Annotated in this window: 26 protein-coding genes; 10 read left to right on the top strand and 16 right to left on the bottom strand. The window is 70.6% G+C overall.

The genetic code is table 11. From position 1 onward, the window contains the following. Positions 1–91: 91 nt before the first annotated feature. From ACWC21_RS01415 to ACWC21_RS01400, 4 genes are all read right to left on the bottom strand, one after another. Positions 92–1,183 (bottom strand): DUF6081 family protein, encoded by a 1,092-nt coding sequence (locus ACWC21_RS01415; protein ID WP_450876872.1) that lies wholly within the window; start codon positions 1,181–1,183, stop codon positions 92–94. 7 nt (positions 1,184–1,190) lie between these two features. Continuing rightward, complete coding sequence (gene wrbA / locus ACWC21_RS01410; protein ID WP_450876870.1) at positions 1,191–1,805, bottom strand: NAD(P)H:quinone oxidoreductase; 615 nt, start codon at positions 1,803–1,805, stop codon at positions 1,191–1,193. Positions 1,806–1,932: 127 nt separating this feature from the next. After that, positions 1,933–3,429 (bottom strand): multicopper oxidase family protein, encoded by a 1,497-nt coding sequence (locus ACWC21_RS01405; RefSeq protein ID WP_450876868.1) that lies wholly within the window; start codon positions 3,427–3,429, stop codon positions 1,933–1,935. Positions 3,430–3,538: 109 nt separating this feature from the next. Further along, positions 3,539–3,757 (bottom strand): hypothetical protein, encoded by a 219-nt coding sequence (locus ACWC21_RS01400; RefSeq protein WP_450876867.1) that lies wholly within the window; start codon positions 3,755–3,757, stop codon positions 3,539–3,541. 252 nt (positions 3,758–4,009) lie between these two features. Between ACWC21_RS01400 and aroC the strand changes: the two genes are divergently transcribed. Then, positions 4,010–5,194: a chorismate synthase gene (gene aroC, locus ACWC21_RS01395; RefSeq protein WP_450876865.1), complete on the top strand. Its 1,185-nt coding sequence runs from the start codon at positions 4,010–4,012 to the stop codon at positions 5,192–5,194. An 88-nt stretch (positions 5,195–5,282) separates the two neighbouring features. Here aroC and ACWC21_RS01390 read toward each other — a convergent pair whose 3' ends face one another. Beyond that, positions 5,283–6,665, bottom strand: a complete 1,383-nt coding sequence (locus tag ACWC21_RS01390) for a glycine--tRNA ligase (RefSeq protein ID WP_450876863.1) — start codon at positions 6,663–6,665, stop codon at positions 5,283–5,285. 149 nt (positions 6,666–6,814) lie between these two features. On the opposite strand from ACWC21_RS01390, the gene ACWC21_RS01385 reads away from it, so the two are divergent. From ACWC21_RS01385 to ACWC21_RS01370, 4 genes are read left to right on the top strand one after another with little or no spacing between them, the layout of a single operon-like run. After that, positions 6,815–7,780, top strand: coding sequence for a metal ABC transporter substrate-binding protein (locus tag ACWC21_RS01385; protein ID WP_450876861.1), 966 nt, complete (start codon positions 6,815–6,817; stop codon positions 7,778–7,780). A 51-nt stretch (positions 7,781–7,831) separates the two neighbouring features. Beyond that, positions 7,832–8,599, top strand: coding sequence for a metal ABC transporter ATP-binding protein (locus tag ACWC21_RS01380; RefSeq protein ID WP_450876859.1), 768 nt, complete (start codon positions 7,832–7,834; stop codon positions 8,597–8,599). Next, on the top strand, positions 8,599–9,501 hold the full coding sequence (locus tag ACWC21_RS01375; RefSeq protein ID WP_450876857.1) for a metal ABC transporter permease: 903 nt from the start codon (positions 8,599–8,601) through the stop codon (positions 9,499–9,501). The genes ACWC21_RS01380 and ACWC21_RS01375 overlap by 1 nt, the downstream gene beginning before the upstream one ends. 59 nt (positions 9,502–9,560) lie before the next feature. Beyond that, the gene (locus ACWC21_RS01370; RefSeq protein ID WP_450876855.1) at positions 9,561–9,971 is read left to right on the top strand and encodes a Fur family transcriptional regulator; all 411 of its coding nucleotides are present in this window, start codon (positions 9,561–9,563) and stop codon (positions 9,969–9,971) included. A gap of 69 nt (positions 9,972–10,040) precedes the next feature. Here ACWC21_RS01370 and ACWC21_RS01365 read toward each other — a convergent pair whose 3' ends face one another. From ACWC21_RS01365 to ACWC21_RS01350, 4 genes are all read right to left on the bottom strand, one after another. After that, positions 10,041–10,832 carry a glycosyltransferase family 2 protein gene (locus ACWC21_RS01365; protein ID WP_450876853.1) on the bottom strand — a complete coding sequence of 264 codons (792 nt, stop codon included), beginning with the start codon at positions 10,830–10,832 and terminating at the stop codon, positions 10,041–10,043. A 128-nt stretch (positions 10,833–10,960) separates the two neighbouring features. Further along, positions 10,961–11,812 (bottom strand): isoprenyl transferase, encoded by an 852-nt coding sequence (locus ACWC21_RS01360; protein WP_450876852.1) that lies wholly within the window; start codon positions 11,810–11,812, stop codon positions 10,961–10,963. A gap of 45 nt (positions 11,813–11,857) precedes the next feature. Continuing rightward, positions 11,858–12,604: a DNA repair protein RecO gene (gene recO / locus ACWC21_RS01355; RefSeq protein ID WP_450876850.1), complete on the bottom strand. Its 747-nt coding sequence runs from the start codon at positions 12,602–12,604 to the stop codon at positions 11,858–11,860. Continuing rightward, positions 12,601–12,735 (bottom strand): hypothetical protein, encoded by a 135-nt coding sequence (locus ACWC21_RS01350; protein ID WP_450876848.1) that lies wholly within the window; start codon positions 12,733–12,735, stop codon positions 12,601–12,603. The genes recO and ACWC21_RS01350 overlap by 4 nt, the downstream gene beginning before the upstream one ends. Before the next feature lie 297 nt (positions 12,736–13,032). Here ACWC21_RS01350 and ACWC21_RS01345 point away from each other — a divergent pair, with 297 nt between their 5' ends. Beyond that, complete coding sequence (locus ACWC21_RS01345) at positions 13,033–13,968, top strand: dihydrodipicolinate synthase family protein (RefSeq protein ID WP_450876847.1); 936 nt, start codon at positions 13,033–13,035, stop codon at positions 13,966–13,968. Here ACWC21_RS01345 and ACWC21_RS01340 read toward each other — a convergent pair. From ACWC21_RS01340 to leuA, 7 genes are all read right to left on the bottom strand, one after another. Continuing rightward, positions 13,965–15,158: a sialidase family protein gene (locus ACWC21_RS01340; RefSeq protein WP_450876845.1), complete on the bottom strand. Its 1,194-nt coding sequence runs from the start codon at positions 15,156–15,158 to the stop codon at positions 13,965–13,967. The two genes, ACWC21_RS01345 and ACWC21_RS01340, sit on opposite strands and share 4 nt — an antisense overlap. A gap of 63 nt (positions 15,159–15,221) precedes the next feature. After that, on the bottom strand, positions 15,222–15,860 hold the full coding sequence (locus ACWC21_RS01335) for a hypothetical protein (protein ID WP_450876844.1): 639 nt from the start codon (positions 15,858–15,860) through the stop codon (positions 15,222–15,224). Between the two features lie 4 nt (positions 15,861–15,864). Next, positions 15,865–17,262, bottom strand: coding sequence for a hypothetical protein (locus ACWC21_RS01330; protein ID WP_450876842.1), 1,398 nt, complete (start codon positions 17,260–17,262; stop codon positions 15,865–15,867). Positions 17,263–17,324: 62 nt separating this feature from the next. Further along, on the bottom strand, positions 17,325–17,690 hold the full coding sequence (locus ACWC21_RS01325) for a hypothetical protein (RefSeq protein WP_450876840.1): 366 nt from the start codon (positions 17,688–17,690) through the stop codon (positions 17,325–17,327). 19 nt (positions 17,691–17,709) lie between these two features. Continuing rightward, the gene (locus tag ACWC21_RS01320; RefSeq protein WP_450876838.1) at positions 17,710–18,378 is read right to left on the bottom strand and encodes an HD domain-containing protein; all 669 of its coding nucleotides are present in this window, start codon (positions 18,376–18,378) and stop codon (positions 17,710–17,712) included. Between the two features lie 283 nt (positions 18,379–18,661). Further along, a complete protein-coding gene (locus ACWC21_RS01315; protein ID WP_450876836.1) occupies positions 18,662–19,357 on the bottom strand; it encodes a TerB family tellurite resistance protein in 696 nt (231 codons plus the stop codon). Positions 19,358–19,542: 185 nt separating this feature from the next. Next, on the bottom strand, positions 19,543–21,264 hold the full coding sequence (gene leuA / locus ACWC21_RS01310; protein ID WP_450876834.1) for a 2-isopropylmalate synthase: 1,722 nt from the start codon (positions 21,262–21,264) through the stop codon (positions 19,543–19,545). Positions 21,265–21,597: 333 nt separating this feature from the next. On the opposite strand from leuA, the gene ACWC21_RS01305 reads away from it, so the two are divergent. The 4 genes from ACWC21_RS01305 (at position 21,598) to ACWC21_RS01290 (ending at position 25,640) form a co-directional block, all read left to right on the top strand. Next, complete coding sequence (locus ACWC21_RS01305) at positions 21,598–22,668, top strand: M4 family metallopeptidase (protein ID WP_450876832.1); 1,071 nt, start codon at positions 21,598–21,600, stop codon at positions 22,666–22,668. A gap of 31 nt (positions 22,669–22,699) precedes the next feature. Then, positions 22,700–22,966 (top strand): protealysin inhibitor emfourin, encoded by a 267-nt coding sequence (locus tag ACWC21_RS01300; RefSeq protein ID WP_450876831.1) that lies wholly within the window; start codon positions 22,700–22,702, stop codon positions 22,964–22,966. A 92-nt stretch (positions 22,967–23,058) separates the two neighbouring features. Further along, complete coding sequence (locus ACWC21_RS01295; RefSeq protein ID WP_450876829.1) at positions 23,059–24,381, top strand: GH1 family beta-glucosidase; 1,323 nt, start codon at positions 23,059–23,061, stop codon at positions 24,379–24,381. Then, the gene (locus tag ACWC21_RS01290) at positions 24,378–25,640 is read left to right on the top strand and encodes an MFS transporter (RefSeq protein WP_450876827.1); all 1,263 of its coding nucleotides are present in this window, start codon (positions 24,378–24,380) and stop codon (positions 25,638–25,640) included. The genes ACWC21_RS01295 and ACWC21_RS01290 overlap by 4 nt, the downstream gene beginning before the upstream one ends. Positions 25,641–25,725 lie beyond the last annotated feature (85 nt).

Raw genomic sequence — 25,725 nt, 5'->3', positions numbered from 1 at the left:
AACGCCCGGAAAACGCGGGAAGCGGCTCCGGACCGGACGGCGGGGGGCGAACGTCCGGCCGGAGGCCGCTGCTGTGGGTGCCTGCTGGGTCCTAACGGGTCACCGAGGTGACGCCGACCTCGCGCACGTCGAGGCGGGCGCCCTGGCCCCAGAGACGGTTGTGCGGAAGGCTCGCCGGGTCGACGAAGCGCTGTTCGACCGGTGTGCCGCTGTCGGGGTCGTAGTAGTGCGTCTGGTCGGTGAGGCGGACCAGACCGCCCTCCCGGCCGGGCATCTCGGCGTCGAGGAGCGTGAACATCCCGAAGCCGCCGGCGAGCTGCCGCGGCCGGACCAGCTCCTCGCGGCCGCCCAGGTCCAGGAGCAGGTGCTCACGGTCCTTCGGCAGATGGCCGATCCGGTCCACGGCGAGGACCTCCCGGCCGTTCACCGTCCACACCACCGTGCCCGCGGACCGGTCGTAGGACACCGCGAGGCGGTGCACCTGGTCCGGGGTGGCCCGGCGGGCGACCGGCAGGGCGTAGGAGAAGGCCGCGTAGTCGGCGCCCGGGGTGGGCAGCCGCTCGTAGAAGGCGTACACCCAGCCGTTGGTGACGAAGAAGTCGAAGACCATCATCGTCTCCGGGTCGACGGTGTTCATCGCGCCGGCGGCCAGCCTGAGGTCGGTGCGCGGATCGGCGACGGCGTCGCCGAACGGGTGCTGTCCGGTGCCGAAGGTCCGGGCGGAGAGGGTCACGTCGATGGTGAGCACCTTGCCCGGTTCGGCGTCGAAGCCGAGGAAGCCGGCCGAGGAGGTGTGGTGGGCCAGCGCGAAGAACTTCAGGTGGTCGGCCGCCCCGGCACCGCCGTCGCTCTCCTTGCCGGTGCTGTAGGCGAACGCGGGCTCACCGGTGCGCGGGTTGACCCCGGTGGGCACGATCCGCAGGCCGTCCGCCGAGGTGGTGGCCCTGCCGTCGCCGTACGGCAGGCCGTCCCCGGTCGGGGTGAGGCTCCACCTGGCGTCGTCTCCGGTGTACGAGAAGCCGTCGCGGAAGTCGTCCCAGACGACCCGGCCGTCCTCCGCGACGCCGGTCCCCGTCCTGCCGCGCACCGGCGCGGCCGTGGCCGTCACCGGAGCTCCGGTGACGGATGCGGCCGCCAGCAGACCGAGCAGGACGGCGCGTCGCCGTGGTGCGCGGGTACGCACGGCGTCCTCACGCCGCCGCGAAGCCGCGCCTGAGGGCGCCGGCGATCTCGACGGCACGGCGGGTCTGGTGCTCGATCGCGGCGAGGGTGGCCTCGTCGGCGGTCGCGTTGTCGTACGACACATGGCCGGTGCCGTACGGGTTGCCGGTCTTCGCGTGGAACTGGATCGGGTCCGTGTAGCCGGGCGGGACGATGATCGCGCCCCAGTGGTAGAAGGTGTTGTTCAGCGCCAGCAGCGTGCTCTCCTGACCGCCGTGCGTCTGCGAGGTGGACGTGAACGAGGTGACCACCTTGTTCACCAGCTTGCCCTGCGCCCACAGCCCGCCCGCGGTGTCGATGAACTGCTTGAGCTGCGCGGTCGGCAGACCGAAGCGGGTCGGCGTGCCGAACATGATGACGTCGGCCCACTCCAGGTCGTCCACGGCGGCGACCGGGTTGTCCTTGGTCTCCGCGTGGTGGGCCGCCCACGCCGGGTTGGAGTCGATGGCGGCCTGCGGCGCCAGCTCGGCCACCTTGCGCAGCCGGACCTCGGCATCGGCCTTCAGCGCGGCCTCCGCGGCGGTCGTGGCGAGGGTGTGCACATGGCCGGTGGAGGAGTAGTAGATGACGGCGACGTTCGTCATGTCGAGCGTCCCTTTCCCTTGAGCGTGTCCGTGGTCCGGTGACCGCCGACGACCTTTCCGCAGGACGCCGGCGGCCGACAATCGGGGCCGGCGGACTTCGTCAGATGCGCGGCGACTTCGTCAGGTGTCAGGCCACCCGGAAGGTGCCCATCATTCCCATCGCGGAATGGTCGAAGAGATGGCAGTGGTAGACGTATGTGCCGCGATATCCGGTGAAGGTCGCCTGGAGTTTCACCGTCTCCCCGGCCAGAATGCTGACGGTGTCCTTCAGCCCCGACTCGAGACCGCCGGTGACGGGTGTGCCGTTGCGTTCCAGCACGCGGAACATCACCAGATGCGTGTGGAAGTTGTGCGGGGCGAGCTTGTTGGTGTTGGTGACCGTCCAGATCTCGGTGGTGCCGTATGCGACCTCGGTGTCGATGCGGTCGGGGTCGTACGTCCTGCCGTTGATGCAGCCCCGCGGGTCCGGGCGGCCGTCCTCGTCCATGCTCAGCTCGAAACGGCGGTTCACGGTCGCGGTGCGCGGCTCCGGCAGGGTGCGCAGGGTGGCGGGCACGAAGCTGTCGTCCGGCGCCGTCCGGGTGATGTCGAAGCGCATGACCTGCCCGACGTGCTCCACCGGCCCGGGACCGAGCGCGTTCTCCAGGACCACCTTGGCGCCGACCGGGTACCGCGAGAAGTCGACGACGATGTCGGCCCGCTCGCCCGGCGACAGCCGCACCACGGTCGCCCCGGCGGGCTGGGCGAGCAGTCCCCCGTCGCCGCCGATCACGGTGAACTCGGAGCCGTCGGACAGCTTCAGGTCGAAGAAGCGTCCGTTGCTGTGGTTGAACAGCCGCAGCCGGTATCTGCGTGCCGCGACCTCGAAGTACGGCCACGGCCTGCCGTTGGCGAGGATGACGTTGCGGTTCGGCCAGTCGTCCATGGCGTACACCAACTGGCCCGCGGTGTCGAAGCGCGCCTCCCGCAGGGCGATCGGCACGTCGAACTCGCCCGCGGGCAACGGGAGCCGCTCCTCGGTCTCGTCGGTGAGCAGATAGCAGCCGGACAGTCCGCGGTAGACGTGCTCGGACTCCTGGTGGTGGGCGTGGTCGTGGAACCACAGGTTGGCGTGCGGCTGCTGGTTCGGGTAGGTGTACGTCCTCGAGGCGCCCGGCTGGATCAGGTCCATCGGGCCGCCGTCGTCGGACTGCGGGACGTGCGCCCCGTGCAGGTGCACCGAGACCGGCAGCCCCAGGGCGTTGGTCTGCTCGATCACGGTCCGCCGGCCGGACCGCGCCTTGATGACCGGCCCCGGGAACTGCCCTCCGTAGGTGCGGACCGTGGTGGCCGGCAGCCCCGGCAGGATCGCCGCGGCGGCCTCCTTCATGGTCATGCGGTAGTAACTGGCCGTCCCGGAGACCTTGTACGGCGCGAGGACGCGCGGCAGCGGCATGGCGGTCGCGAACTTCGGGATGCTGCCCGGGTCGAGGTCGGCGACGGCGGTGGTGGTCCGGTTCCGCTCGGCCGCGTCCGCGGCGGCCGGCCACAGCGCGGGCGCCACGAGCCCCGCGAGCCCGAGGCCGCCGCTGACTACGGCCCCGGACAGCAGGCCGGACACGAGGAACGAACGACGTGTTGTCATGGTTTTCCCCCTGGATGCACACCTGGCCGCGCCTGGTCGTGCGTGGCCGGATGCCGCCCATGAAAGACCTGGAAGGGGGGATTTGGCCGATTCAAGCAGTCCGACTGTGTCACCTCTCCGTCGGCGGCCGCTCCGCGGAAGGACCGCCTCCGGCGGCTTCCTCCTGCAGGCACACACCGGGCGCGGTCAGGGAGAGCAGGGCGACGGCGATGCTCTCCATCACCTCGGGGTTGGCGCGCGGAACGTGGGCGAGCAGTTCGCTCCCTCCGCTCGGCGCGGGTTCGGCGACGTCGTGCTGGGCGTGGACGCCAGGGGTGTGGGGCCGCACGGTCGGCTCCTTCCGAGAGGTAACCGGGGTCTGTGGACGCTAGGCGGGGCGCGGGCGGGCGGCCACGGTCCCGGGGACCTCTGTGTCAGGTCACGGGGACGCCGTCACCTCGGCGGCCGCCCCCTTGCGGACGCCCGAAGTGACACAGTGGCGCGCGGGTCGTTGCCGCCCGCTCCGCTCCGCGGCGAACCTGTCGGCGCCCGGTCCGCCGTACGGGACCGTCCGGCATCCGCGATGCATCGAGGAGGAGCCTTGAGCAGGTTGCGCTGGCTGACCGCCGGGGAGTCCCACGGTCCCGCACTCGTCGCGACGCTGGAGGGCCTTCCGGCCGGCGTGCCGGTCACCACGGAGCTGGTGGCGGACCACCTCGCACGGCGGCGCCTCGGCTACGGGCGTGGCGCGCGCATGAAGTTCGAGCGGGACGAGGTCACCTTCCTGGGCGGTGTCCGGCACGGCCTGACCCTCGGCTCCCCGGTCGCGATCATGGTGGGCAACACCGAGTGGCCCAAGTGGGAGCAGGTCATGGCGGCCGACCCCGTCGACCCCGAGGTGCCGGCCGGTCTGGCCCGCAATGCGCCGCTGACCCGGCCCCGGCCCGGCCACGCCGATCTCGCCGGCATGCAGAAGTACGGCTTCGACGAGGCCCGGCCGATCCTGGAGCGCGCCTCGGCCCGGGAGACCGCGGCCCGGGTGGCGCTGGGCGCGGTGGCCCGGTCGTACCTGAAGGAGACGGCCGGCATCGAGATCGTCAGCCACGTGGTGGAGCTGGCGTCGGCGAAGGCACCGTACGGGGTGTTTCCGGTGCCGGCGGACGCGGAGCGGCTGGACGCGGACCCGGTGCGCTGCCTGGCCGCGGACGCGTCGAAGGCGATGGTCGCGGCGATCGACCAGGCGCACCGGGACGGCGACACCCTGGGTGGTGTGGTGGAGGTGCTGGCGTACGGGGTTCCGGTGGGACTGGGCTCGCACGTGCACTGGGACCGGCGGCTGGACGCCCGGCTGGCCGCGGCGCTGATGGGCATCCAGGCGATCAAGGGCGTCGAGGTCGGCGACGGGTTCGGGCTGGCCCGGGTGCCGGGTTCGAGGGCACACGACGAGATCGTCGCCACCGATGGGGGCGTCCGGCGGGCCACGGGCCGTTCGGGCGGCACGGAGGGCGGCCTGTCCACGGGTGAGCTGCTGCGGGTACGGGCGGCGATGAAGCCGATCGCGACGGTGCCGCGCGCTCTGCGGACCGTGGACGTCTCGACCGGCGAGGCGGCGCAGGCGCATCACCAGCGTTCGGACGTGTGCGCGGTCCCGGCGGCGGGGATCGTGGCCGAGGCGATGGCCGCCCTGGTGCTGGCGGACGCGGTGGCGGAGAAGTTCGGCGGTGACAGTGTGACCGAGACCCGCCGCAACGTGCGGGGCTACCTCGAGAACCTGGCGATCCGGTGAGTGCGGCGCCCGTGTCGGCCGGCTCCCCGGCGACGCACCGGTGCCGGGCCCCGCACGGGGACCCGGCACCGGAGGAGGGTCGCGGAGGTCAGCAGCCGATCAGGCGGCTCGCGAGGTAGCCCTCGATCTGGTCCAGCGAGACACGCTCCTGCTTCATCGAGTCGCGCTCACGGACGGTCACCGCGTTGTCCTCGAGGGTGTCGAAGTCCACGGTGACGCAGTACGGGGTGCCGATCTCGTCCTGGCGGCGGTAGCGCCGGCCGATGGCGCCCGCGTCGTCGAACTCGATGTTCCAGTGCTGGCGCAGCGCCTGGGCGAGCCCCTTCGCCTTGGGCGACAGCTCCGCGTTGCGGGACAGCGGCAGCACCGCGACCTTCACCGGGGCCAGGCGGTGGTCCAGACGCAGGACCGTGCGCTTCTCCATCTTGCCCTTGGCGTTGGGCGCCTCGTCCTCGACGTAGGCGTCGAGGAGGAAGGCCAGCATGGTGCGGCCGACACCGGCCGCGGGCTCGATGACGTACGGCGTCCAGCGCTCCTGGGCCTCCTGGTCGAAGTAGGAGAGGTCCTGGCCGGAGGCCTTGGCGTGAGCGCCGAGGTCGTAGTCGGTGCGGTTGGCGACGCCCTCGAGCTCGCCCCACTCGCTGCCGCCGAACTGGAAGCGGTACTCGATGTCAGCGGTGCGCTTGGAGTAGTGGGAGAGCTTCTCCTTCGGGTGCTCGTACCACCGCATGTTCTCCTCGCGCAGGCCCAGGCCGGTGTACCAGTTCCAGCGCTGCTCCATCCAGTACTCCTGCCACTTCTCGTCCTCGCCCGGCTTGACGAAGAACTCCATCTCCATCTGCTCGAACTCGCGGGTGCGGAAGATGAAGTTGCCGGGCGTGATCTCGTTGCGGAAGGACTTGCCCATCTGCGCGATGCCGAACGGCGGCTTCTTGCGCGAGGCGACCTGCACCTGGGCGAAGTTGGTGAAGATGCCCTGGGCGGTCTCGGGGCGCAGGTAGGCGACGGAGCCGGAGTCCTGCGTCGGGCCGAGGTGGGTGGAGAGAAGGCCGGAGAACTGCTTGGGCTCGGTGAACTGGCCCTTGTTGCCGCAGTTCGGGCAGTTGACGTCGGCCAGGCCGTTCGCCGGGGCGTGGCCCTTCTTCTCCTCGTACCACTCTTCAAGGTGGTCGGCACGGAACCGCTTGTGACACGAGGTGCACTCGGTCAGCGGGTCCGTGAAGGTGGCGACGTGACCGGAGGCGACCCAGACCTCGGGGGCCAGGATGACGGACGAGTCGATACCGACCACGTCCTCGCGCGACGTCACCATGTAGCGCCACCACTGGCGCTTGATGTTCTCCTTGAGCTCGACACCCAGCGGCCCGTAGTCCCAGGCGGCACGCTGTCCGCCGTAGATCTCACTGCAGGGGAATACGAAGCCACGGCGCTTGCTCAGGCTGACGATGGTGTCGATCTTGTCGGCGGCCACGGTGCTCTCTTCATTACGACGACGGGCGACGAAGCGAGTTGCTTCCAGCGAATGCTTCAGGGTACCGGCGGGTGCTCCCCCTCAACCAAATCGGTGGCCCCTCGAACAGTTGTTGACAATGATTTCCATCGTAGTTGAAAATGACTGTCATGAACGTAAGACGGCGCCTCATACGCAACCCGGTGGTGCCCGCGGCCACCGCACTCGCCCTCTCCGCCCTCCCCTTCCTCTCCGCCTGCTCCGGCGCGAGCGCCGCGGGTGACACGGACAAGTTCGACGTCGTCGCGTCGTTCTACCCGATGACCTTCCTCGCCGAGCGGATCGGCGGGAGCCACGTCCACGTCACCGGCCTCACCCGGCCCGGCCAGGAGCCGCACGACCTGGAGATCAGCGCCCGGCAGACCGTACGGCTCCAGCAGGCCGACGCGGTGCTCTACCTGAAGAACCTCCAGCCCGCCGTCGACAAGGCGGTCGCCCAGTCCGAGGTGAAGACCAAGATCGACGCCACCTCCTTCACCACGCTGGAGAAGCACGGCAACGAGGTCGGCGGCCACGCGGCCGAGCACGACACCACCGAGAACGCGGAACTCGCCGGCCTCGACCCGCACATCTGGCTCGACCCCGTCCGCTACGCCCAGGTCGCCCAGGGAGTCGGCAAGGCCCTCGAGAAGGCCGACCCCGGCCACGCGGCCGACTACAGGAAGAACACCGCGGCCCTGGTGGGAAAGCTCGACGCCCTCGACGAACGGTTCAAGAAGGGCCTGGCGAACACCAGGACCAAGGTCTTCATCACCACCCACGCCGCCTTCGGCTACCTCGCCGAGCGCTACGGCCTCACCGAGGAGGCCATCAACGGCCTCGACCCCGACTCCGAACCCAGCGCCGCCCGGGTCCGGCAGCTCGAGGCGATGGCCAAGGCCGACGGCGTCACCACCGTGTTCTACGAAACGCTGGTCAGCGACAGCACCGCGAAGACCGTCGCCGCCGACGCCGGACTGAGGACGGACGTCCTCGACCCGCTCGAGGGCATCACCGACAAGTCCCGCGGCACCGACTACTTCTCCGTCCAGGAAGCCAACCTCAAGGCCCTGCAGAAGGCCCTGGGAACCAAGTGACAGCCCCACCGACACCCACGCAGGACGACACAGGACGAGGAGGACGACGTCATGGGCGAACCCGTCATACGCCTGCGCGGCGTACACGCCGAGCTGGGCTCACGCCCCGTGCTGCGCGGCATCGACCTGACCGCGCACCGCGGTGAGGCCGTCGCGCTGCTCGGTGCCAACGGCTCCGGCAAGTCGACCGCCATCCGCACGATCACCGGCCAGGTACCGGTCACCGCCGGCCGGATCGAGCTGTTCGGCACCCCGCGCCCGGCCTTCAGGGACTGGGCGCGCGTGGGCTACGTACCGCAGCGCACCACGGCGGCGGGCGGCGTCCCGGCGACCGTCACCGAGATCGTCTCCTCGGGCCGGCTCTCCCGCACCCGCTTCGGCCCCTTCCGCAGGGCCGACCGCGAGGCCGTACGCCGGGCCCTGGCAGCGGTCGGCATGACGGACCGGGCCGGGGACTGCGCCACCGCCCTCTCCGGCGGCCAGCAGCAGCGGGTGCTGATCGCCCGCGCCCTGGTCGCCGAACCCGAGCTGCTGATCATGGACGAGCCGATGGCCGGCGTCGACCTGGCCAGCCAGGAGGTGCTCGCCCAAACTCTGCGGCAGCAGATCCAGGCCGGTACGACCGTCCTGCTCGTCCTGCACGAACTGGGCCCCCTCGAGCCCCTGATCGACCGGGCGGTCGTCCTGCGCGACGGCTGCGTCACGCACGACGGCCCGCCCCCGCGCGCCCTCGGCGGGCACGCCCTTCCCGGCCACGACCACGTCCACCCGCACGCACCCGCGGACACCGAATCGATTCGTACGGGACTGCTGAGCTGATGGAACTCCTCGACTACGCCTTCATGCAGCGGGCCCTGATCGCCGCCGTCCTCGTCGGCGTCACCGCCCCCGCCATCGGCATCTACCTCGTACAGCGCCGCCAGCCCCTCATGGGCGACGGCATCGGGCACGTCGCGATGACCGGCGTCGGCCTCGGCTTCCTGCTGAACACCTCACCGGTGTGGATGGCCACCGCCGTCTCCGTACTCGGCTCGGTACTGATGGAGCTGATCCGCTGGTACGGCAAGACCCGCGGCGACATCGCGCTCGCCATGCTCTTCTACGGCGGCATGGCCGGCGGCGTGATGTTCGTCAACCTCGCCCCGACCGGCTCCAACGCCAACCTGAACTCCTACCTCTTCGGCTCCCTGTCGACGGTCTCCCCGTCGGACGTGACCGCCATCTCACTGCTCGCCGGATTCGTGGTCCTGGTGACCCTCGCACTGCGCCGCCAACTGTTCGCGGTCAGCCAGGACGAGGAGTTCGCCCGGGTCACGGGACTTCCCGTCCGCGCCCTGAACCTGCTCACCGCCGTCACCGCGGCGGTCACCGTCACCGTGGCCATGCGGGTGGTCGGGCTGATCCTGGTCTCCGCGCTGATGGTCGTCCCGGTCGCCGCCGCCCAACAGCTCACCCGGAGCTTCGCGGCCACCTTCGCGATCGCCGTCGCCATCGGCGTGACCGTCACCATCGGCGGGACGGTCACCTCGTACTACCACGACGTGCCACCCGGCGCGACGATCGTCCTGCTGACCATCGCCGCGTTCGTCGCACTGACCGCACTGGCCACCCCACTGGCCCGGCGCCGCGCCCGGGCCGCCGCCGCCGGTCAACCCGCCGCCCACCCCACGGAACCCCCGATTCCGGCCACCCGGGAGGCCACCGACGAGATCGGCGTCTGACCGCGCACAGCCCCGGCTGGCACAATGGCCGGATCAGCGTGCCGAAAGAGGAGGAACCGGTGACGACCGCTGGACCGCCCGTGAAGGGCCGCGCCACCCGGCAGCGCGCCGCCGTGGCGGCAGCCCTCGACGAGGTCGACGAGTTCCGCAGCGCGCAGGAGCTCCACGACATGCTCAAGCACAAGGGCGACTCGGTCGGCCTGACCACGGTCTACCGCACCCTGCAGTCCCTCGCCGACGCCGGCGAGGTCGACGTCCTGCGGACCTCCGACGGCGAGTCCGTCTACCGCCGCTGCTCCACCGGCGAACACCACCACCACCTCGTCTGCCGCGTCTGCGGCAAGGCCGTCGAGGTCGAGGGCCCCGCCGTGGAGAAGTGGGCGGACGCCATCGCGGCGGAACACGGCTACGTCGACGTGGACCACACGGTGGAGATCTTCGGCACCTGCGCGGAGTGCGCCGCGAAGTGATCCCAGCGGCCGGAGCCACCCCCGCGGCACTCCGGCTCCCGGCCGTCGCGGCCGCGAACGGCGACTTCCTCAGAGCCTGCTGGGCATGGGCCTGCGCACGGTGCTGAACAGCCGGGCCAGGACGGCGGAGCGACCCTGGTCCGCCGTGTTCGGCGCGATGGCGGCCACTCCCTCCCTCAGCCACTGGTCCCACTCCGGCCGGTCGGCCGGGTCCAGCCGTCCGTGCGCCTCGGCCAGGTCCAGGATCCTGGTGCCTATCTCGGTCGCCATGGAGCCCCCGTGGAAGCGGTAGCGGCTGCCGATGACACCGAGATGACACACGTTCACCCGCCCGCCGGCCAGGGCGACGGAGATGTTGAGGAAGGTCTCCACACCGAAGTCCGGCGGCAGTTCGACACCCCGTAGGTAAGAGGTGCGCACGGCACGGAAGCCACTGAGGGCGTGCGCCCCGTGGTGGCCGACCTCCGGGAAGAACCGGGACGTCAGCGGCTCGTAGATGGTGAAGGTGGACGCCAGGATGGTGCCCGGGTGGTCGTACTCGAAGTCGCCGACCACCTGGTCGGCCGTGCCGCCGGCCGCGGTCTCGCGCAGCAGCACGGCGATGTTGTGTTCCGACGTGGCGACGTCGGAGTCGAGGAAGCAGGTCCACTCGGTGTCGACCGTGGACACGGCCAGTTGCATGGCCGCGCCCTTGCCGAGCGGACCGCTGAGCACCTCCGCACCGGCCTCGCGTGCCCGCCGGGCCGTGTCGTCGGTCGACCCGCTGTCCACGACCAGCACCCGGTCGCCGGGCTGTGCGGCCGCCAGGGCCTGGGCGACCATGGTGGCCACCGTGGTTTCTTCGTCGTGTGCGGAAATCACAAAAGTGAACAGCGGAACCAGCCCCCGTTGCGATCGAGCAGTCGCCCACGATCTTAAATCGCACACGCGCACGGGCTGTTCCGGGGCGCCGGAGGGGGCCGTCGTCGACGGCCCCTGGGCCCCCGGTGCTACGAGGTGGCCGGGCGCCCCCGCATGTCCCGTTCCATGGCGAGGAGTTGCTCGTTGGGCACGGCCCCGCCGAAGCGTCGGTCGCGGGAGGCGAACTCGAGGCAGGCGCGCCACAGGTCGCGGCGGTCGAAGTCCGGCCACAGGACGTCCTGGAAGACCATCTCGGCGTAGGCGCTCTGCCAGAGCAGGTAGTTGGAGGTGCGCTGCTCACCGCTGGGCCGCAGGAAGAGGTCCACGTCCGGCATGTCCGGGTAGTAGAGGTACTTCTGGACGGTCTTCTCGGTGACCTTGTCCGGGTCGAGGCGGCCCGCCCGTACGTCCTCGGCCAGGGCCTTCGCGGCGTCCGCGAGTTCGGCCCGGCCGCCGTAGTTCATGCAGAAGTACAGCGTGAGCCGGTCGTTGCCCTTGGTCTGCTCCTGCGCGACCTGGAGTTCCTTGGCGACCGACTTCCACAGCCGGGGCATCCGGCCCACCCAGCGCACCCGGATGCCCAGCGCGTCGAGCTGGTCGCGGGTCTTGCGGATGAAGTCGCGGTTGAAGTTCATCAGGAAGCGGACCTCGTCGGGCGAGCGCTTCCAGTTCTCGGTGGAGAAGGCGTACAGCGAGATGCTGCCGACGCCGACCTCGATCGCGCCCTGGAGGACGTCCAGCACGCGCTCGGCCCCGACCTTGTGCCCCTCCGTCCTCGGCAGCCCGCGCTCCTTGGCCCAGCGGCCGTTCCCGTCCATGACGATCGCCACGTGGTTCGGGACGAGCTCCCCGGGGAGCTTGGGCGCGACGGCGCCGGACGGGTGCGGCTCCGGCTTGCTGTACTCGCGGCGCTGGCGCCCCAGGATCCCGCGTACGACCATGTGCTTCTCGTCTCCCTCGATGGTGCCGGTCGGGTTGTGCCGGTTCTACTTCTCTACGTATCTGAGCGAGCGCAGCCCGCGCTCCAGATGCCAGTGCAGGTAGGCGGACACCAGTCCGCTGCCCTCCCGGACGTACCGCGGCTCGCACGCGTCCGCGGTCTCCCAGTCTCCCGTAAGCAGCGCGCCGAGCAGTCCGAGGGTCGCCGGCGACGGTACGACACTGCCGGGCACCCGGCAGTCCACGCACAGGGAACCGCCGGACGCCACGGAGAAGAACCGGTTCGGGCCGGGCAGACCGCACTTCGCGCAGTCGCTGAAGCTGGGGGCGTATCCGTTGACGGCGAGGGAGCGCAGCAGGAAGGCGTCGAGGACGAGGTGGGGTGCGTGCTCGCCGCGGGCGAGGGTGCGCAGCCCCCCGACGAGGAGCAGGTACTGCTGCACCGCCGGCTCGCCCTCGTGGTCGGTGAACCGCTCGGCGGTCTCCAGCATGGCGGTCCCCGCGGTGTAGCGGGCGTAGTCCGTGACGATGCCGCCGCCGTAGGGCGCGATGGTCTCGCTCTGCGTGCACAGCGGCAGCCCGCGCCCGACCAGCTCGCTCCCGCGCGCGAAGAACTGCACGTCCACGTGCGAGAAGGGCTCGAGCCGGGCCCCGAACTTCGACTTCGTCCGCCGCACACCCCGGGCCACCGCCCGCACCCGCCCGTGCCCTCGGGTGAGCAGCGTGATGATCCGGTCCGCCTCACCGAGCTTCTGGGTGCGCAGCACGATGCCGTCGTCGCGGAACAGACTCACGACCCACCACCCCCACAGGGCACCGGCCGGGGGTCCGGGGGTTGCCCCCCGGGAGATCGCAGCATGATCCGGTCCGCCTCACCGAGCTTCTGGGTGCGCAGCACGATGCCGTCGTCGCGGAACAGACTCATGGGGTCCATTCTCGCCTACGGCGGCGGTGCGGTGCCGGGCCCCGGGAAGTAGGTCCGCGGCGTGGTCCCCATCACCCACCGGAAGGCTGCCGTGAAGGAGCTGGCGGAGGCGTAGCCCACCTTGCGGGCGACCGCCTCCACGGGGAGTCCGTGGCCGCTACCCCTGACGTCCCGCCGGGGTTTCTGCCGCGTCGGAGCCCGGGCACCGCCGCCGCTGCCGCCATCCTGTGGGGAGGGGCCGCCCGGCCCGCGGCCTCGTACTCCAGAGGTGCCACAGAGCTGTCCCAGGGAGCCTTCATGACCTTGCCCGCCCCGCTGTCCGGTGTCGTACCGCCCGTCTGCACCCCCCTGACACCGGACGGCGAGGTGGACGTCCCCTCGCTCCTCAGGCTGGTGGATCACCTGGTGACGGGCGGGGTGCACGGCCTGTTCCTGCTGGGCTCGACCTCCGAGGCCGCGTATCTCACGGATCTGCAGCGCCGGCTGGTGGTGGAGGCGGTCGTGGGCCATGTCGGCGGTCAGCTGCCGGTGCTGGCCGGGGCGATCGACATGACCACGCCCCGGGTGCTGGACAACGTCCGGGAGGTCACCGCGGCGGGCGCCGGGGCGGTCGTCGTCACCGCCCCCTTCTACACCCGCACCCACCCGGCGGAGATCGCCCGCCACTACCGCCGGGTCGCCGCCGTCTGCCCGGTCCCGGTGCTCGCCTACGACATCCCGGTGTCCGTGCACACCAAGCTGGCCGCCGGACTCGTCCTGGAGCTGGCCGCCGACGGGGTGCTGGCCGGCCTGAAGGACTCCAGCGGGGACCTGGGCGGTTTCCGGGAGGTCGTCACCGGTGTCCGGGGCCGCCCGGACCTCGGCGGCTTCAGTGTGCTCACCGGTTCCGAGGTCGTCGTCGACGCCGCCCTGGCCCTGGGCGCCGACGGTGCCGTGCCCGGCCTCGCCAACGTCGACCCGCACGGCTACGTCCGTCTCGACCGGCTGTTCCGGGCGGGCGACCGGGACGCCGCCCGTGCCGAACAGGAGCGGCTGTGCGCCCTGTTCCGGATGGTGGGCGTCGGGGACCCGGCACGGATGGGCCGGAACTCCTCGGCCATCGGAGCCTTCAAGGCGGCGCTGCACCTGCGGGGCGTGATCGACTGCCCGCTGACCGCCGAGCCGCAGATCCCCTTGTCGGCGGAGGAGGTCGAGCGGGTGGGGAAGTTCCTGGCGGCGGCGGGTCTGCTCTAGGAGGGCCCGATCCGGGAGAGGTCCAGCCGGCGGAACTCGATCGTGTCGTACGGCCCCGTCGTACCGGTCTCGTACAGGATGCCCACGGTTTCGCGGTCGGCCTGCACCAGGTCGGAGTAGGCGGCCCGCCGCTCGGACAGCGTCAGCGCCTTGGTGAAGGTCGCCCCGCCGTCCGTGCTGCGCCAGATCGCCATGGCGCGGCGGGTGGTGGGCACGGACGGCGCCGAGAACAGCAAGGGGGCTCGGTGGCCGGGCAGTTGGAGGACGCTGCCCTCGACCACCGGTACGTCGGCGAGGGTGGGCTGGACGCCGTAGGGCCGGTCGAGGGTGCGGCCGCCGTCGCTGGAGTGGCTGTCGAGGCGGTTGCCGGGGCTGGTGCCGTTCTGGTCGCGGGCGCTGAAGTACAGGCGGCCGTCGGGGAGCTGGGCGGCAGTGGACTCGTTGGGGTGGGTGAAGCCGTCGTGGGAGTCGTCGACGAAGCCGAGCCGCCAGCTGCGCCCCCCGTCGTCGCTGTAGAGGGCGTGGGCGCCGTAGTACCTGGTCTCGCGGCCGGTGTCGGGGGAACCGGCGGGCGGGGCCACCGAGTGGTCGGCGGGTGCGACCAGCCGGCCCCGGTACCGGCCGTGCGTCAACGCCACCGCGTGACCGGGCCCCGTGGCGTACCAGCGCCAGCCCCGCGGTTTGACCTGGGCGGTGATGTCCCGTGGGCGGGTGAAGTGCCGGCCGTCGTCCCGGCTGCGCTGCACGTACACCCGGCGGCCCCGTTCGGTGGCGACCTCGCCGCGCATGATCTCCGCCTCGCTCACGGCGCCGCTGTTGGCGCAGGTCAGCAGCACGATGTCACCGGTGCGCGGGTCCACCACCGGCGCCGGGTTGCCCCGGGTGTCCCCGTGCCCGGCGGCGACCACCCGCAACGGGCCCCAGGTGCAGCCGCCGTCGGTGGACCGGCGGAGCACGACATCGATGTCACCGGTGTCGTCCGCGCTGTCGTGCCGTCCTTCGGCGAAGGCCAGGAGGATGCCGGTGCCGGTGGCGATCGCGGCCGGGACGCGGTACGTGTCGTAGCCGCCCTGTCCCGAGACGTACGGCACGGAGGACGCGCATCCGGCGGTGGCGTGCGCGGGCGCGGTGGCGGTGAGCGGGGTGAGGGCTGCGGCCATGGCGAGCAGGGCACGGCTCAGGGTGGTCATGTCATTCCCTGGCGATTCGTCGGAAGTGTCCGTCCCATGCTCTCGTGCGCCGCCGGTGCCGGGCTATGCGGACAGGCCGTGGGCCACGTCGGCGTTCTGCCGGTCCAGCACGCGCACCGCGGCCTGGACGCACAGCCCTCGGATGCACACTTCCAGTGGGCTGGCGTCCGGGAAGAGTCGCTGCCCGTCCCTGGTGTGCCAGGCCAGCACGAACTCTTTCTCGTCCACCCAGGAGAGCGCGGAGTAACTGGCGGTGCTGACCGGGAAGGCGTCGATGCCGGAGAGGACCCGCGCGACCACGGCGACCATGAAGGTGGACTCGACCCTGCCGTCACGTCCCGTCGGATCCTCGACGTCGCCGCGGAGCACGCCCTGCACGAAGCACTCCCCTCTGACGAGTCCGGCTTCGAGGGCGTCGCCCATGCGTAACTTCTTGGACATGACGGTCTCCACCAGGAGGCCCTCGACCGTCGTGGTCGCCCTGGACGCCCCGAACTGGCGCCGCAGCCGGTCGCCCGCGCCGCCGGCGAGTTCGGCCATGCCCACCGAGTCGACGCATGCCAGCTGCAGGGCCAGTTCACGCGGTATCCGGATGGTCGGCACGCTGACCACGCCCGGATGCCGGTCGTTGCACTCCGGCCTGCGGATGGCCGCCAGAACCTGGGGCCGCGGGTCTTCACGCAGGAAGACGAAGGCAGCCACTGCTTCATGATCCATCAGACACCACCGGAACGGGCTCGTTGAAGACATGGGCGTTCAGCCACTCCCGGCCACGCAGCAGGAGCCTGTTCAGCTCGCTGTCGTACATGCCGGAGTAGAGAGCGGACTCGCCCACTTGCGACAGAACGCGCGAGTCCCCGAGGTTCCACTGGATCGCGAGACCGAGTTCGTCGGGGTCGCGGCGGTACAGGACGACTTCGAAGATGCAGAAGAACAGCTGTTCGTCGGTGTTCTCGCGCTCCATCACCTGGAAGCCGCGCAGCCGGAACCGGTTCTCGGGTATGTCGAGGCCGGTCGAGTAGAAGAGCTCGCGTTGTCCGGCGTGGATGAACGCCTCCCGGGACAGGGTCAGCCCGGCGCTGGGGGCGTTCGCCTCGATCCACATGGCGTCGATCGCCTGCTCCGACTCCCGGTCCAGGTAGGGCACGACGCCCAGCGCCACGGCGACGTCCTCCTCCAGGACGCGGGCGCTCAGCAGCGACAGCTTGCCGAAGTCGTCGTTCGCCGTCATATGGCTGCGCCGCTTCAGCAGCACGACCGGACCGGTCGCCGATCTGGACCGCACCACACAGATCGTCACCGGAAGGCAGGTCCGGTGCTGCCGCGCCGTCGCCCCGTAGGGCTCCAGGGACCGGATGGGGAGCTGCCACAGCTTCTGGTCGGTCGGCGGGGTGCCCGCCGCCAGAAGGCCGTTGCCCACCTCGGCGACATTGGGTTCGACCGGTGTGCAGTCGACCTGCCGGGTCAGGAAGTCGCTGGCGCCGTCGGCCCATTCCCGTATGTTCGCCGCTATCTGCGCGAACTCCGGCATTCCCTCCTCGTAGGACTCGTATTCCTCGATGCCCGAAGCGGAGGGGGGTCCGACGGCTGCCCAGACCCGTTGGCGGCCCGTTTCCCGCTGTTTCACCAGCAGGGACATCTGCAGATACAGCAGATCCATCGAGAGCAAGTGGAATCCGGTGTCGCGGGCTCCCGATTCGTTCGGCGTCTTCTGCCACTGCTGGACCGAGTTGCGCAGCGCGGTGACGGCGGACTGCCATTGCTGGACCACCGGCCCGAGGCGTACGTTCCAGCGGTTGGCCAGAATCAGGGCGGGTGCCGGTGTCACATAGCGGAACACGTCCCAGGGCAATTCGGAGGGAGCACCCTGGGAAGACACCACGCCCTGTATGGCGGTGATGAATTCCCGTGACGCCACACCGCACACGGTGACTTCGGAGGCTTCGCGCAGCGCCTGGCCCAGCTCACTCTGCAGCGAGGCCGCGGTCATGCTCACCGCCCCCGCGTTGTGCCCGACTCCCGCCTCCGAACGGTTCGCACCGCCGCCGGTGCGGGGCAGTCCCCTTGCCGCCAGTGCCTGGTCGGCTTCTCTCCCCGATGGCATCCGCCACCACCATCCCCCGATGGGCCTTTGCTCAGGCCACTGATGTGTTCACGGAATTCTTCTCACGATATGGAGCGGTACACCCGGGCGACTTCGTGGATCATCGCGCTCCAGCGGTCCAGCAGTTCTTCGTCCCTGACGTTCTGGCCGACCGCGTATTCGACGAGGTCGTGACACGCCTGTCTGGCCTGGTCGTCCTGGATGCGGACCGCGCGCAACAGCAGGCTGCGTCTGACGACGCTGCTCGGTTCGGTCAGGGAGCGCACCACGTCGCCCCCCTGGAAGAGGGTGAGTATCTCGTCGCACTGCACACGCTGGTTGTCGGCCCGCCGTTTGCGGCCGTCGAGCGTACTGCTGACCATGGGGGCGAGCAGTCCCGCCGCCAGTCCCAGAATCGCCGTGCCGGTGGGCAGCAGCGCACTCAGCATCTCCCCCTCAACTCCCCCGTCAGCTCGCGGTGAGCAGGCCCTGCTCGATCCCCTTGTCGATGGCTTCGTAGGCGACCTTGGCCAGCGCCGGAATGGTGGGCTCGACGCTCCGCACCCGCTGCCGCACGGCGGCGGCCGCGACACCGTGCCGGCGCCACGACGACTTCTCCCCGGCCATGAGGTTCATGAAGACGGGCAGCAGGACGTCCAGTGCCATGACGTACTTGCCTTCGGCCGTCTGGGTGAACTCGTACTCGCGCCAGCCGTTCTCCAGTGCCTCCCGCTCCTGCATCGGCAGTGAGCCGAGAAGGACGGCGATGGCCCGCTCCTCCCGTCGGCGGCGACCGGCGGCGGCCGGACCGTAGACGAAGGTGTCCCCGGCGACCACTTCCACCACGTCGTGCAGAACGGCGAGTCCCACGCACCGCATCGGATCGATCGGTTCGGCCGCGTAGCGGGTGAAAAGCAGGCAGGCGAGTGCGACGTGCCAGGAATGCTCGGCCGTGTTCTCGCGACGTGATCCGTTGGACACCGGATTCTGCCGCTGCACGTGTTTCAGTTCATCCATTCGGCCGAGAAAATCCAGGAGCTGGGACAGATCGTTCTCCTGCTCACCCATTCCCAGTTCGGCCAACTCGTCGTAATGCAGGAAACAAGGAAGAGTTCCCACCGCTTCGGCCCATGTCATGATGCACCTCCCACTGCGTGATCGAGGGACCGAGGCTAGCAGGGCTGCATGGCCGAAGTTACGCCCTTTTCATGGTCTCAGACGCCCCGAGATCAGCAGAGTTGATCGAATGACGCAACGACCCCGGAATTCGATCTTGCCAGGATCTGAGCGGACGCAAACGTTCCCCTCCCCCTTCCGCCAGACCGGTGGCTTCGCATCTCGGTATACCCGAATCTTCAGCCCGCGAAGCGGCAGGGAATACCGAAAGTGCGTTCCCCGCGAATATGACTGATTCCGTGACTCAGGACGGCGTCCGCGCCGCCGCCAGCAGCCGGGTCACGTCGTCGGCGCCGATGGTGAGGGCGGCGCCCACGGTGAGCAGGGCGTCCTGCTCGGCCGGGGTGTAGGGGCCGTCGGCGAGGGCGATCCGGGCGGCCTGCAGGAGGATCGCCTCACGGCCGGCCGGGGCGAGGTGCGGGGCGAGCGGGTCGAGGGACTCGTGCAGCTCTATGGCCAGGCTCGCGCCGCCCGGCTGCTCGAACACCCGGCCGGTGTCCAAGTGGAGCGCCTCGACGAGTGCGGCGAGCTGTTCCTCGGTGCAGTCCTGCAGGCCGGCCGCGCGTACCGTGCTCGCCGCGGTCTCCAGGGACGTACGGGAGCAGGTGCCGCCCGCCGCCAGTACGGCGAGGGCCACCGTGTGCACGGCGTCGCGGAGCATGACGGAGAAACGCGAGGTGGTGGGGTGGTCGAGGACGTCGGTGCCGAAGTGGCGGCGGCAGGACGCGCACTCCACGACCGGTCCGGTGGCCCCGCGGGGCAGCACGGGCACACCGAGGAGGGTGAAGCGGCGGCGGCCGGTGAGGCGCTCGTAGTTGCGGTCGCCTCCGCAGCCCGGGCAGAAGAACTCCCCGTCACCGACGGGTGTCCACGCCACGCGGGTGCCCAGGATGCGCGCAAGCCTGCTGTCACGGCCGTCTCGTCCCCGTACTGGCAGCACCGTCGCACCTCCTTGACGACACGGCAACATCGCCGCGCTTGCGTGATGTTAGCCACATCGGAGACGCGGAGTCAGTACCCCGTACGAGACCTTTCCGTGACCTCCACGAACAGATGGCCGATATACGACGGGCCCCGACCGTCACGGAAGGCGATCGGGGCCCAGAAACCGCAGGTCGTAGCGGGTCAGCGGGCCGCGCGGTTCACCGCGGACACGACCGCCTTGAGTGACGCACGAGTCGTGTTCGCGTCGATGCCGATCCCCCACAGCACCTTGTCGTCGATCGCGCATTCGATGTACGAGGCGGCCTGCGCGGAGGCGCCCTCGCTCATCGTGTGCTCCTGGTAGTCCAGCAGGCGTACGTCGATCCCGATGGACTGCAGTGCGTCGAAGAAGGCCGAGATCGGACCGTTTCCGGAGCCGGTGAGGACGGTGTCCGCGCCGTCGACCGTGGCCTCGACGGTCAGGGTGTCCACGCCGTCGGTGTCGGTGGTCGACTGGCCGGTGCGGACCTGGATACGGCCCCAGGGGTTCTCCGGGTTCGGCAGGTACTCGTCCTGGAAGACCGCCCAGATGTCCTTCGGGGTGATCTCGCCGCCCTCGGCGTCGGTCTTCGCCTGGATGATCCTCGAGAACTCGATCTGCATCCGGCGCGGCAGGTCCAGCTTGTGGTCGTTCTTCAGGACGTAGGAGATACCGCCCTTGCCGGACTGCGAGTTGACGCGGATGACGGCCTCGTAGGATCGGCCGACGTCCTTGGGGTCGATCGGCAGGTACGGGACCGCCCACTCGATGTCGTCGACGGTGACGCCCTTGGCGGCCGCGTCGGCCTCCATGGCGTCGAAGCCCTTCTTGATGGCGTCCTGGTGGGAGCCGGAGAAGGACGTGTAGACCAGGTCGCCCACGTACGGGTGGCGCGGGTGGACCTCCATCTGGTTGCAGTACTCCCACGTACGACGGATCTCGTCGATGTCGGAGAAGTCGATCTGCGGGTCCACGCCCTGGGAGAAGAGGTTCATGCCCAGGGTGACCAGGTCGACGTTGCCGGTGCGCTCGCCCTGTCCGAACAGGCAGCCCTCGACGCGGTCCGCGCCGGCCATCAGGGCCAGCTCGGCGGCGGCGACGGCGGTGCCGCGGTCGTTGTGCGGGTGGATCGACAGGCAGACGTGCTCGCGGCGGGACAGGTTGCGGCCCATCCACTCGAAGCGGTCCGCGTGCGTCGACGGGGTCGAACGCTCCACGGTGGCGGGCAGGTTGAGGATGATCTCGCGGCCCGGGCCGGGCTGCCAGACGTCCATGACCGCCTCGCAGACCTCCAGCGCGAAGTCCAGCTCGGTGTCGGTGAAGATCTCCGGCGAGTACTGGTAGCCGAACTCGGTCTCGGGTCCCAGCAGCTTCTCGGCGTACTCCATCACCAGGCGGGTGCCGTCGACGGCGATCTGCTTGATGTCGTCCTTGGAGCCGCGGAAGACGACCCGGCGGAAGACCGGGGCGGTGGCGTTGTACAGGTGGACGGTGGCGCGGCGGGCGCCCTTGAGGGACTCCACGGTCCGCTCGATCAGGTCCTCGCGGGCCTGGGTCAGGACGGAGATCGTCACGTCCTCGGGGATCGCGCCCTCTTCCTCGATGATCGAGCGCACGAAGTCGAAGTCGGTCTGGCCGGAGGCCGGGAAGCCGACCTCGATCTCCTTGTAGCCCATCTTGACCAGCTGGTCGAACATCCGGCGCTTGCGCTCGGGCGACATCGGGTCGATCAGGGCCTGGTTGCCGTCGCGCAGGTCGGTGGAGAGCCAGCGGGGGGCGACGGTGATCCGCTGGTCGGGCCAGGTGCGGTCGGGGATGTCGACCTGCTCGTACCGGCCGTACTTGTGGATCGGCATGGAGGTGGGCTGCTGGCGGTTGGCCATGATTGCGTGGGCTCCTCGAGAAGTCCGGTGTGTCCGGTGTCCGGAAGGACGGCCGACGACGCAGCACCAAGCTCCGCGGGGAGGGAGTCGGCCTCTACAGGCCCTCGCCGCGGCAGCTAAGGAGAAGCAGCCCGAAACGCATGATGCTCCGCAGCCTAGCCGAGGCCCGCCGGACGCGCGGGACCGTTCCAGTATGCGGGACCGCGAGGGCGAACCGGACAAAAGGTGCGCCATACCACTCCGTGACGCTGAGCGACACCGAATGTCCGCGTATTTCACCAATCATGGTTGCGAGTAGTGACACGGGCGTCACCCAGTGCAAGGGTGCCCGGCATGACGACCAACGGGGGCTTCCAGCCCGTCTTCTGCACGATCGTGCCGCCGCACGTCCTCGACAAGCTCGCCCGGCACGAGGACCCCGCGCTGTCCGGACCGGCCCGCCGGTCCCTGGAGCACGACTCCTACCAGCGCACCAAGCGCCGGCTGACCACGGTCATCGGCGCACCCGCCGTCGCCCCGCCCGCCGGCGCCGCCGCCGACCAGCCGCACCGCACCGTCTACGACACCCGGCACACCCAGGACCTGCCGGGCCACAAGGTCCGCACGGAGGGCTCCGAGCCCGGCAAGGACGCCACCGTCAACCGCGCCTACGCGGGCCTCGGCGCCACCTTCGAGCTGTACCTGAAGGTGTACGGCCGCCACTCCATCGACGACGCCGGGCTGCCGCTGGACGCCACCGTGCACTTCGGCGAGGGCTACGACAACGCCTTCTGGAACGGCGAGCAGATGGTCTTCGGCGACGGCGACAACGAGATCTTCCTCGACTTCACCATCCCGGTCGACGTCATCGGCCACGAACTCACCCACGGCGTCACCCAGCACACCGCGAACCTGGAGTACTACGGCCAGTCCGGCGCGCTGAACGAGTCGCTGTCCGACGTCTTCGGCTCGCTCATCAAGCAGTACAGCCTCGGTCAGACCGCCGCCGAGGCCGACTGGCTGATCGGCGCCGGGCTGCTCGCCCCGCGCGTCACCGGCACCGCGCTGCGCTCGATGAAGGCCCCGGGCACGGCGTACGACGACGACGTCCTCGGCAAGGACCCGCAGCCCGCGACCATGGACGACTACGTCCGCACCGGTCGTGACAACGGCGGCGTCCACATCAACTCCGGCATCCCCAACCACGCCTTCTACCTGGTCGCCACGGCCCTCGCCGGGCACGCCTGGGAGAAGGCCGGGCAGATCTGGTACGACGTGCTGACCGGCGGCGAGCTGCGGTCGGACGCCCTGTTCGCGGACTTCGCCACGCTGACCGTCAAGGCCGCGCGCGAGCGGTACGGCGCGGGGGACGAACTGACCGCCGTGCAGAAGGCCTGGGAGCAGGTCGGGGTGCGGACGCTGTGATTCCGGGCGGGTCCGTACTAGACAGGGACCCATGCGGATTCAGGTGAGGCGCACAGGAGGTTTCGCGGGCATCGAGCGCTGCGCCGAGGTGGACACCTCGGGGCGGTCCGACGCCGACGAGTGGCAGGCCCTGGCCGAGCGCGTGCTCGCGTCCGGTCAGGGCAGTCCGCCGCCGGGGGTGCCGGACGGATTCCGGTACCAGATCACGGTGGACGGCAGGACGGTGCACGCGGCCGATCCCCGGCTCACCGAGGAGGAGCGGGAGCTGGTCTCCCGGGTGCTGAAGGAAGGGGCGTAGGACGGGATGCGGGCGAGGGAGCGAGAGGGGCGTAACTCGCACTTCACGCCCAGGCGTTGACTTCTGTTACCGGCGGTACGGATGATCCGCGCATGGCGACTGATGCAGGCAACCCGATACCCCGGTTCCCGGCCGGCTTCCTGTGGGGCGTGTCGACCTCGGCCCACCAGATCGAGGGAGCCGTGGAGATGCGCGAGCCCTCCGTGTGGGACGTGTTCACGGCCGAGCCGGGGAGGGTCAAGGACGGCTCGACGGCGGCGGTGGCCTGTGACCACTACCACCGCTACCGGGAGGACGTGGCGCTGCTGGCCGGCCTGGGTGTGGACGCGTACCGCTTCTCGATCTCCTGGCCGCGGGTCGCCTCCCCCGGCGGCCTGGACTTCTACGACCGTCTGGTGGACGAGCTGTGCGCGGCGGGCGTGCGGCCCGTGCCGACCCTGTTCCACTGGGACCTGCCGGCCACGCTGGACTGGCTGCAGCGGGACACGGCGTCCCGGTTCGCCGAGTACGTGTCGGTGGTCGCCGAACGACTGGGCGACCGCGTCCAGAAGTGGATCACCCTCAACGAGCCCGCCGAGCACACCCTGCTCGGACATGCGCTGGGCGTCCACGCCCCGGGGAGGCAGCTGCTGTTCGACGCGCTGCCGGTGGCCCACCACCAGCTCCTCGCCCACGGTCTTGCGGTACGGGCGCTGCGCGCGGCCGGTGCGGGCGACATCGGGATCGCCAACTCGCACGGGCCGGTCTGGCCCGCGTCCGGCGAGCAGGCCGACGTGGAGGCGGCGGACTTCTACGACGTCCTGCTGAACCGGCTGTTCGCGGAGCCGCTGATCCTCGGCGCATACCCGGCGGGGCTCGGCGAACTGATGCCGGGGGACGTGCAGTCCGACCTGAAGGTCATCGCCGAGCCGATCGACTGGTACGGCGTCAACTACTACGCCCCGACGCGGGTGGGCGCCCCGCAGGGCACCGAGATCGAGTTCGGCGGCATCACCATGCCCGCCGAACTGCCCTTCTCGGTACGGGAGATCGAGGACCGTCCGGTGACGGACTTCGGCTGGCCGATAGTCCCGGAGGGGCTGACGGAAGTGCTGACCGGCTTCCGCGACCGCTACGGCGACCGGCTCCCGCCGGTCGTCATCACCGAGAACGGCTGCTCCTACGAGGGCATCGACGACCAGGAACGGATCGCCTACCTGGACGGGCACGTACGGGCGCTGCACAGGGCGCTGGAGGCCGGGGTGGACGTGCGGGGCTACTTCGTCTGGTCGCTGCTGGACAACTTCGAGTGGGCGGAGGGCTACGCGCGGCGGTTCGGACTGGTCCACGTGGACTTCGACGGTCCCGGGACATCGGCGCGGACCCCGAAGGCGTCGTACGGCTGGTACCGGGACCTGCTGCGGGCGCAGAGATGACGACGGCCGGGGTGCGCGCGGACGGGGGCGCCCTCGCCGAACCGGTCGAGCGGGTCGGCCGCGGCTGGACGGCGTCCCTCTCGCTCGCCAACGGGGCGATCTGGGTGGGCTGGTACGGCCCGTTGCAGATCCTGCTCGCCTCGCAGGCGAAGGACTTCGCGCCCGGCTCCGGCATGTCGAAGGAGACGATGCTGGCGTGGGTGACGGGTGCCGGTGCGGTGGTGTCGCTGGTGGCGAACCCGCTCTTCGGCGCGCTGTCGGACCGTACGACCTCCCGCCGGGGCCGCCGTACGCCGTGGATCGTGGCCGGGGCGGCGGGCGGCGCGCTGTCCCTGCTCCTCCTCGCGGGGGCGGGCGGGATGGCCACGATGACGCTGGGCTGGTGCCTGGTCCAGCTGACGCTGAACGCGGCGTTCGCGGCGGTGACGGCCGCGGTGCCGGACCGCGTGCCGCGGCTGCAGCGCGGCGCGGTGGGCGGCTGGCTGGGGGCGGCGCAGATCCTGGGCGTGGTCGGCGGGACGGGACTGGCGACCGTCGCCGGGGGCGTCGGGGCGGGCTACGCGGCCTGCGCGGTGTTCACGGCGGTGGGCGTGCTGCCGTACGTGTGGCGCTACGCGGACCTGCGCCTGTCCGCCGGGGACCGGCCGCCGTGGTCCTGGCGCGGCTTCCTCGCGGGCTTCTGGCTGAGCCCGCGCCGGTACCCGGACCTGGGCTGGGCGTGGCTGACCCGTTTCCTGATCAATCTGAGCAACGCGCTGGTACTGCTGTACCTCCTGTACTACCTGCGAGACCGCCTCCACTACCACGACCCCGACGAGGGCGTGCTGGTCCTGACCGCGGTGAACGGGGTCACCCTGCTGGCCACGGTGGTGGTCGGCGGGGTGTGGTCGGACCGGGTGGGCCGGCGCAAGCCGTTCGTGGTGTGGTCGGGCGTGCTGATGGCGGTGGCGACGGCGGCGCTCGCCGGCTGGCAGACCTGGCCGGGTGCGATCGTGGCGGCTGCGGTGCTGGGGGTGGGCTTCGGCGTGTTCACCTCCGTCGACTTCGCGCTGATGACGGACGTGCTGCCGAAGGCTCTGGACCGCGGCAAGGACCTCGGCGTGATCAACGTGGCGAACGCACTCCCCCAGGTGGCGGCCCCGGCGCTCGCCGCGCCGATCGTGACGTATCTCGGCGGCTACCGGGTGCTGTACCTGGTGTCGGCCGTGATCGGGCTGGCCGGGGCGGTACTGGTGGAGCGGATCAGGGGCGTGGACTAGCCCCCCTCCCAGCACCGGCCGGTATTACTCAGCCCGTCCGGCGCTTGAGGACGAGGCCGTTCAGGCCGAAGCGGGGTCTGGGGGC

The sequence above is a fragment of the Streptomyces sp. NPDC001348 genome (assembly GCF_053597535.1).
The sequence above is the reverse complement of the archived record's forward strand: the minus strand, read 5'-3'. Positions and strand labels throughout refer to the sequence as shown.